This is a genomic window from Streptomyces sp. NPDC041970, from assembly GCF_055588985.1.
In genome coordinates, this window is sequence record NZ_JBVJCD010000077.1 from 1 (window position 1) to 8,277 (window position 8,277).

Genomic DNA, 8,277 nt, shown 5'->3' on the forward strand with positions numbered 1-8,277 from the left:
CCCCTTTTACGGGCGAGGAACAGCAACCCCCCCCCCTCCCCCCCTCCACCCCCCCCCCCCCCCCCCCCCCCCCCCCCCCCCCCCCCCCCCCCCCCCCCCCCCCCCCGCGACCGGATGAACGCGGATCCGGTGCTGGAGCCCATGGACCTCTTCGCCCATGTGTACGCCGAGCGGACCGACCAGCTTCTGGAGCAGGCCGACCGGCTGCGGGCCGAGCTGGACGCCGAGCAGGACCACCGCGGCGGGCCGGGCGAGCGGGACCGCCCCGAGCACCGTGCGGAGGCGGGTCGATGACCACCGCGGCGACGAGAGCCGGCGGACGCGCGGCGAAGGCGAAGCCGGCCACCATGGCGCAGGCCCTCGGGCGCGCGCTGCGGGACGCGATGGCCGAGGACCCCGCCGTGCACGTGCTCGGTGAGGACGTGGGCACGCTCGGCGGGGTCTTCCGGGTCACCGACGGGCTGGCGAAGGAGTTCGGCGACGGCCGGTGCACCGACACCCCGCTGGCGGAGGCGGGCATCCTCGGCGCGGCCGTCGGCATGGCGATGTACGGGCTGCGGCCCGTGGTGGAGATGCAGTTCGACGCGTTCGCCTATCCGGCGTTCGAGCAGTTGGTCAGCCATGTCGCGAAGATGCGCAACCGCACGCGGGGGGCCATGCCGCTCCCGATCACCGTGCGGGTCCCCTACGGCGGCGGCATCGGCGGGGTCGAGCACCACAGCGACTCCTCCGAGGCGTACTACATGGCCACGCCCGGCCTGCACGTCGTCACACCGGCCACGGTCGACGACGCGTACGGGCTGCTGCGCGCCTCGATCGCCTCGGACGACCCGGTGGTCTTCCTGGAGCCGAAGCGGCTGTACTGGTCGAAGGCCGACTGGTCGCCCGAGGCTCCGGCCGCCGTCGCGCCCATCGGCCGGGCCGTGGTCCGCCGCCCCGGCCGGGACGCGACGCTGATCACGTACGGGCCGTCCCTGCCGGTCTGCCTGGAGGCCGCCGAAGCGGCGGTGGCGGAGGGCTGGGACCTCGAAGTGGTGGACCTGCGCTCCCTGGTGCCGTTCGACGACGGGACGGTGGCCGCGTCGGTGCGGCGTACGGGGCGCGCGGTCGTCGTCCACGAGTCCTCGGAGTTCGGGGGGCCCGGCGGTGAGATCGCGGCCCGGATCACCGAGCGGTGCTTCCACCACCTGGAGGCGCCGGTGCTGCGCGTGGCCGGGTTCGACGTCCCCTACCCGCCGCCCATGCTGGAGCGGCACCATCTGCCGGGAGTCGACCGGGTGCTCGACGCGGTGGCCCGGCTGCAGTGGGAGGCGGACCGCTGATGCCCCAGGTGCTCGAATTCAAGCTGCCGGACCTCGGTGAGGGGTTGACCGAGGCGCTGATCGTGCGCTGGCTGGTCGAGGTCGGTGACGTCGTCGCCGTCGACCAGCCCGTCGTCGAGGTCGAGACGGCCAAGGCCATGGTGGAGGTGCCGTGCCCCTACGCGGGTGTGGTGACCGCGCGGTTCGGTGAGGAGGGCGCGGAACTGCCCGTCGGCGCGCCGCTGCTGACGGTCGCGGTCGGAGCGCTGCCGGGACCGGGCGCCCCGGACTCCGCGCTGCCGGAATCGGACGCGTCGGACCCCGCCCGGCCGGGGGCGGGCGACCGCAGTGCCGCCGACGCCTCCCCGCCCTCGGGTCCCGCCGAGCCGGAGACCTCGTCCGGGTCCGGGAACGTGCTCGTGGGCTACGGGACCGGCGCACCGGCCGCCCGCCGACGCCGCATCCGCCCCGACCGGGTGTCCGCCGCCCGGCCTGCCGGGGTGGGCGCGTCCACCCCGGAAACGGCGGCCGGCGCGGCGCGCGGGCCGGCTGCGGAGGCCGTGCCCGCCGCGCCGACCGTGGACGGGGCCGACCGGGACCGGCCGGACGAGCGGGGGCCGGTGGCGGTGGTCTCCCCGCTGGTACGCCGCCTGGCCCGGCAGCACGGCGTCGACCTGCGACGCCTGGCGGGGTCGGGCCCCGACGGGCTGATCCTGCGGGCCGACGTCGACTCCGCGATCAGGCGTGCGGAGCGGACCGTGCCGGACGGGACCCGTACGGCCCAGGCGGCATCCGGGGTCCCGGCGGCGGCCGCGTACGCCACTGCCCCGGTTCCCGCGGGGCCGGAGCCGTCGACCGCCCCGGCCGCCGAGCGGATTCCGCTGCGGGGGGTGCGGGGGGCGATCGCCGACAAGCTGACGCGCAGTCGGAGCGAGATCCCCGACGCGACCTGCTGGGTGGACGCCGACGCCACCGGGCTGATGGCCGCCAGAGCCGCGATGAACGCCGCGACGGGCCCCTCCGCCGGGCCGAAGGTGTCGGTGCTGGCCCTGCTGGCGAGGATCTGCACGGCCGCGCTGGCCCGCTTCCCCGAGCTCAACGCCATCGTGGACACGGCCGCTCGGGAGATCGTCCGGCTGCCCGGAGTGCACCTCGGGTTCGCGGCCCAGACCGAGCGGGGCCTCGTCGTGCCGGTCGTCCGCGACGCGCACGTCCGCGACACGGAGTCGATCGGTGCGGAGATCGCCCGGCTGACCGAGGCGGCCCGGACCGGGAAGCTGACTCCGGCCCAACTGACCGGAGGCACGTTCACGCTGAACAACTACGGGGTTTTCGGGGTCGACGGTTCGACGCCGATCATCAACCACCCGGAGGCGGCGATGCTCGGCGTCGGCCGGATCATGCCCAAACCCTGGGTGCACGAGGGCGAGCTGGCCGTACGCCAGGTCGTCCAACTCTCCCTCACCTTCGACCACCGGGTGTGCGACGGCGGTACGGCGGGGGGCTTCCTCCGGTACGTGGCGGACTGCGTGGAGCGACCGGAGGTGCTGCTGCGCACCCTGTGACGCCGGGCCGGCGAGCGGGGCGGGCCGCCGTCCCACCCGCCGGGGCGGGCCGCCCGTCCCCGCCGGACCGCCTCACTGCGGGCCGTCCCGGCGGCGGCGTCCGCGCCGGGTGGCCCGCCCCGGTGGGGGCGGCCCCCTGCGGGGGGCCGCGGGGGGCGCCGCCCATACTCGACGCATGACCGCCTACGACGTGATCGTCCTTGCCGGTGGGGCCGCGAAGCGGCTCGGCGGCGCCGACAAGCCCGGAGTCCGGGTGGGCGGCCGGGCGCTGCTCGACCGGGTCCTCGCGGCCTGCGCCGGGGCGCGCGTCACCGTCGTGGTGGGCGGGCGGCGGCCGACCGCCCGCCCGGTCACCTGGGCCCGCGAAGTCCCCCAGGGCGGCGGCCCGTTGGCGGCGCTCGGCGCGGGGCTGCGGCACACGACGGCGGAACGCGTGCTCGTCCTCTCCGCCGACCTGCCCTTCCTCGGTACGGGGACGGTGGAGGCGCTGCTCGACGCGGCCGGGCGGACCGGCCGGGAAGGCGCCCTCTGCACCGATCCGGACGGGCGCGACCAACCGCTCGTGGCCGCCTACCGCGCCGAGCCGCTCCGCAGGGAACTCGCGCTCATCGCCACCGAGCACGGCGGCCTCGCCGGTCTGCCCCTGCGGCTGCTGACCGCCGAGTTGGACCTCGTCCGGGTCGACGCGGGCCCCCACGCCGCGTTCGACTGCGACACTTGGGACGACATCGCCGCCGCCCGAGCCCGGATCAGGGAGCATGGGGCCGTGCTGGACGAATGGATCACCTCGGTCAAGAACGAACTCGGCATCGACCTCGACGTCGACACCGGTCTCCTGCTCGACCTCGCCCGTGACGCCGCGCACGGAGTCGCCCGGCCCGCCGCCCCGCTCACGACTTTCCTGGTCGGCTACGCGGCTGCCAGGGCGAGCGCCGGCGCGGGGCCCGACGAGGCCGCGGCGGCGGTCGCGGAGGCCGCGCGCAGGGCCGCCGCCCTCGCCCTTCGGTGGGAAGCGGAGGAGGGACCGGGCGCTGCGTCGGCGCCGAGCGCGAAGCCCGCTGCCGCTCAGGATGCCGGGACCCCGACCTCGGCGGCCGATGGCGCTGACCGGGCCGGCCCCGCGACGAGCCCGGAAGGGACCGGAACCCCATGACAGCCCCGGACCCGTCCGGCCCTGACGCCGCCCGCCCGCCAGCCCCCGGCCCCGAGGCGGACCGCCCGCGCCGGACCGGCTCCGATGCGGCGGGGCACCACGCGGCCGGCCCTCGCGCATCCCGGTCCAGCGCGCCCGGCGATGCTGCCGAGCGCCCCCACCCGTCCGGTCCCGCTGCCGACCGTCCCCACCCGTCCGGTTCCGGCACCGACCGTCCCCATGCCCCCGGCCCCGCTGCCGACCGTGCCCACGCCCCCGGCCCCGCGACCGCCCGCCACGCGTCGGCCCCCGACCGGCCCGGTGGTCCCGAGGCCGCTCCTCGCCTCGCCCCCGACCTCGACGGTGACCTCGCGCGTGCCGCGGCGTGCGACCTCGCGCGTGCCGCGGCGGAGGGGGCCATCGAGCAGGCGCTCGCGCTGGTGGGCGGTGCGGGCCGCGGTCTCGGCAGAGCTTCGAGCGGTGACCGGGACACCGGCCGCACCGCCGAGCCGCCCACCGTCCGCGCCACCGCGCCCACCACCGAGCAGACCCCCACCGCCCCCCGCGCCACCGCGCCCACCGCCGAGCAGATCCCCACCGCCCCCCGCGCCGCCGCGCCCGCCCCCACCGCGCCCGCGGTCGCCCCCACCACCGAGCCGCACCCCACGCCCCCCACCACGCCCACCCCCACCGCCACGCGAACCACCGAGCCGCCCCCCACCGAGCCGTCCCCCGCCGAGGCAGCGCCCGCCCCCTCGTCCCTGTCCTGGGGGCGGGCGCGGGCGGTCGCCGCGCGGGCCGGGCGCGGCGGGCCGCGCGCCGCGGTGCGGCTGCCGCTCGACCGCGCCCTGGGGCATGTGCTCGCCGAGGCGCTCGGCGCGCTCACCGACCTGCCGCCCTTCGACACCTCGGCCATGGACGGCTGGGCGGTGGCCGGGCCGGGCCCCTGGAGGTTCGAGGAGGGCACGGGCCTGCTCGCGGGCGGTGACGGCGGCGTCCCGGCCGTACGGCCCGACGGCACCGCCGTACGGATCGCGACCGGCGCCCGCGTCCCGCCCGGCGCGACGGCGGTTCTCCGTACCGAGCACGCCGCCGCCGACGGGGCCAAGGGGCTGCTGCACGCCCGGCGGCCCGTGGTGACCGGGCAGGACGTCCGACCCCGCGGCCAGGAGTGCCGCTCCGGGGAGGACCTCCTCCCGGCAGGGACGGTCGTGACCCCGGCCGTGCTCGGGCTGGCGGCGGCCGCCGGGTACGACGCGCTGCCCGTCGTGCCCCGGCCGCGCGTCGACGTCCTCGTCCTCGGCGACGAACTGCTGGCCTCGGGCCCGCCGCGCGACGGGCTGATCCGCGACGCCCTCGGGCCCATGCTCGGCCCCTGGCTGCGGGCCCTGGGCGCGGAGGTCTCCGGCCCCCGCCGCCTCGGGGACGACGCCGGGGCGCTGCGTGAGGCGCTCACCGCCTCGGACGCCGACCTGATCGTCACCACCGGCGGAACGGCCTCCGGGCCGGTCGACCATGTGCACCCGGTGCTCGACGGCCTCGGGGCCGACCTGCTGGTGGACGGGGTGGCCGTCCGCCCAGGCCACCCCATGCTGCTGGCCCGGCTGCCGCACCAGGGGCCGTGGCTGGTGGGGCTGCCCGGCAACCCGCTCGCGGCCGTCTCGGGGCTGTTGACACTGGCCGAACCGCTGCTCGCGGGGATCGCGGGCCGCTCGGACCAGGACCCGTACCTGGCCCTCGTCCCCACCGATGTGCAGGGGCATCCGCACGACACCCGCCTCGTGCCCGTGGTGCATCGCGCGGGCGACGCGGGGGGCCGGGACCATGTCGTGCCGCTCCGCTACAACGGTCCCGCGATGCTGCGGGGGATCGCCGGGGCGGACGGGCTGGCCGTCGTGCCGCCGGGCGGGGTACGGTCCGGCACCGAGGTGGAGATTCTCGATCTGCCGTGGGCCCCGGCGACGCCGTGGACGGAAGGGTGTTTCACGTGAAACTTCCCGGCCATGATGCGATGGCCAGGCGAGCGGACGAACACGTCGTGCCGACGCGGGTGATGCTCCCGCGCAGGGTCGTCGTCGGTCCGGCGCGACAGGTGGGCAAGCGGCTGCTGATGGCGCTGCTCGTGCTGGCCGCGACGGTGCTCATCGTCTGGCTCGACCGCAACGGGTACAACGACAACGCGGACGGCGAGGTCGACCTGCTGGACGCGGTCTACTACGCGACGGTCACCCTCTCCACCACCGGGTACGGCGACATCACCCCGTACAGCGACGGCGCACGGCTCATCAACGTCGTCCTCATCACCCCGTTGCGCGTGCTCTTCCTGATCATCCTGGTCGGCACCACTCTCGAAGTCCTCACGGAACGGACCCGCGAGGACTTCCGGCTGAAGCGTTGGAGATCCCACTTGCGTGACCACACCGTCGTCGTCGGCTTCGGCACGAAGGGCCGCTCGGCGATCATGACGCTCCTCGCGACCGGTCTGCGGAAGGAGCAGATCGTCGTCGTCGACCCGGCCTCCAAGGTCATCGAGGCCGCCAACGCCGAGGGCTTCACCGGAGTGCTCGGTGACGCCACGCGCAGCGATGTGCTGCTGCGCGCCGAGTTGCAGAAGGCCCGCCAGATCATCATCGCCACCCAGCGCGACGACACCGCCGTCCTGGTCGCCCTGACGGCGCGCCAGCTCAACCGGGCGGCGAAGATCGTCGCCGCGGTGCGCGAGGAGGAGAACGCGCCGCTCCTGCGGCAGTCCGGTGCCGACGCCGTCATCACCAGTGCCAGTGCCGCCGGCCGGCTGCTCGGCCTCTCCGTCCTCAGCCCGAGCGCGGGCACGGTGATGGAGGACCTGATCCAGCAGGGCAGCGGGCTCGACCTGGTGGAGCGGCCGGTCATAAAGGCCGAGGTCGGCAAGGGCGTTCGGGAGACCGACGACCTGGTGGTCAGCGTCCTGCGCGGGCACCGGCTGCTCGGTTACGACGACCCGGCGGCCAGTCCGCTCCAGTTGACGGACCGGGTCATCACGATCGTCCGGGCGAGCCCCAGTTCCGCGTCCCTTCCGCCCAACACGATGCCGCCGCACCAGCGCCCCTGACGCCGTGCGCCTCCGGCCGCGCCGTCCGGGGCCGTACCGGGCGAGCGGGCCGGGGCGGGAGTAGCCTCGCGGCCATGTATGCGATCACGATCCCCGAACCCGGTGGCCCCGAGGCGCTCGTATGGGCCGAGGTGCCCGATCCCGTTCCCGGCGAGGGCGAGGTCCTCGTCGAGGTCGCCGCCAGTGCCGTCAACCGCGCGGACGTGCTCCAGCGGCAGGGCTTCTACGACCCGCCGCCCGGCGCGTCCCCCTACCCCGGACTGGAGTGCGCGGGCCGTGTCGCCGCGCTCGGTCCGGGCGTGAGCGGATGGGCGGTCGGGGACGCGGTGTGCGCGCTGCTGGCGGGCGGCGGCTACGCGGAGAAGGTGGCCGTCCCGGCCGGCCAGTTGCTCCCCCTGCCGGACGGCGTCGACGCGGTCGCGGCGGCGGCGCTGCCCGAGGTCACCACGACGGTGTGGTCCAACGTGTTCATGGTCTCCCACCTCCGCCCCGGCGAGACGCTGCTCGTGCACGGGGGGTCCAGCGGGATCGGCACGATGGCGATCCAGTTGGCGAAGGCGGTCGGGGCCCGTGTGGCGGTCACCGCGGGCGGCCCGGAGAAGCTCGCCCGGTGCGCCGAGCTGGGCGCGGACATCCTCATCGACTACCGCGAACAGGACTTCGTCGAGGAGCTGCGCAGGGCGACGGACGGTGCGGGAGCCGACGTCATCCTCGACATCGTCGGCGCCAAGTACCTCGACCGCAACGTGCGGGCGCTCGCCGTGAACGGCCGCCTCGCGATCATCGGCCTCCAGGGCGGGGCCAAGGGCGAGCTGAACCTCGGCGCGCTGCTGACCAAGCGGGCCGCCGTGACCGCCACCTCCCTGCGGAGCCGTCCGCTCGACGAGAAGGCCGCCATCGTCGCCGCCGTACGCGAGCACGTGTGGCCGCTGATCGGCGGCGGGACGGTCCGGCCCGTCGTGGACCGTACGGTGCCGATGCGCGACGCCGCCGAGGCGCACCGGGTGCTCGAGTCCAGCACGCACATCGGCAAGGTGGTGCTGCTCGCGCCCTCGGCGGCCTGAGCCGTCGCACCGGGGGAGCACCGCGCACGCGGCGGGGGGGGGGGGGGGGGGGGGGGGGGGGGGGGGGGGTGGGGGGGGGGGGGGGGGGGGGGGGGGGGGGGAGGGGGGGGGGGGGGGGAGCAGG

At 76.7% G+C, this 8,277-nt stretch carries 6 protein-coding genes and 1 pseudogene; all 7 read left to right on the top strand.

Annotation, left to right across the window (positions count from 1 at the left end):
• Window positions 1-105: 105 nt before the first annotated feature.
• A pseudogene (locus ACZ6EJ_RS25575) lies at window positions 106-294 on the top strand (pyruvate dehydrogenase (acetyl-transferring) E1 component subunit alpha); the annotation flags it as partial.
• Window positions 291-1,322: an alpha-ketoacid dehydrogenase subunit beta gene (locus tag ACZ6EJ_RS25580; RefSeq protein WP_469270319.1), complete on the top strand. Its 1,032-nt coding sequence runs from the start codon at window positions 291-293 to the stop codon at window positions 1,320-1,322. The pseudogene ACZ6EJ_RS25575 and the gene ACZ6EJ_RS25580, both read left to right, overlap by 4 nt.
• Window positions 1,322-2,866: a dihydrolipoamide acetyltransferase family protein gene (locus ACZ6EJ_RS25585; protein ID WP_469270321.1), complete on the top strand. Its 1,545-nt coding sequence runs from the start codon at window positions 1,322-1,324 to the stop codon at window positions 2,864-2,866. Before ACZ6EJ_RS25580 ends, ACZ6EJ_RS25585 begins: the two co-directional genes overlap by 1 nt.
• A 175-nt stretch (window positions 2,867-3,041) precedes the next feature.
• Window positions 3,042-4,019, top strand: a complete 978-nt coding sequence (locus ACZ6EJ_RS25590) for an NTP transferase domain-containing protein (RefSeq protein WP_469270323.1) — start codon at window positions 3,042-3,044, stop codon at window positions 4,017-4,019.
• A gap of 419 nt (window positions 4,020-4,438) precedes the next feature.
• The gene (locus tag ACZ6EJ_RS25595; RefSeq protein WP_469270324.1) at window positions 4,439-5,989 is read left to right on the top strand and encodes a molybdopterin molybdotransferase MoeA; all 1,551 of its coding nucleotides are present in this window, start codon (window positions 4,439-4,441) and stop codon (window positions 5,987-5,989) included.
• Entirely contained in the window at window positions 5,947-7,089 is a 1,143-nt protein-coding gene (locus ACZ6EJ_RS25600; RefSeq protein WP_469270326.1) for a potassium channel family protein, read from the top strand. Before ACZ6EJ_RS25595 ends, ACZ6EJ_RS25600 begins: the two co-directional genes overlap by 43 nt.
• A 74-nt stretch (window positions 7,090-7,163) precedes the next feature.
• Complete coding sequence (locus ACZ6EJ_RS25605; protein ID WP_469270328.1) at window positions 7,164-8,153, top strand: NAD(P)H-quinone oxidoreductase; 990 nt, start codon at window positions 7,164-7,166, stop codon at window positions 8,151-8,153.
• Window positions 8,154-8,277 lie beyond the last annotated feature (124 nt).

Coding starts and splice junctions, on each gene's coding strand:
- ACZ6EJ_RS25580 (WP_469270319.1), top strand. CDS start 291: ATGACCACCGCGGCGACGAGAGCCGGCGGACGCGCGGCGAAGGCGAAG.
- ACZ6EJ_RS25585 (WP_469270321.1), top strand. CDS start 1,322: ATGCCCCAGGTGCTCGAATTCAAGCTGCCGGACCTCGGTGAGGGGTTG.
- ACZ6EJ_RS25590 (WP_469270323.1), top strand. CDS start 3,042: ATGACCGCCTACGACGTGATCGTCCTTGCCGGTGGGGCCGCGAAGCGG.
- ACZ6EJ_RS25605 (WP_469270328.1), top strand. CDS start 7,164: ATGTATGCGATCACGATCCCCGAACCCGGTGGCCCCGAGGCGCTCGTA.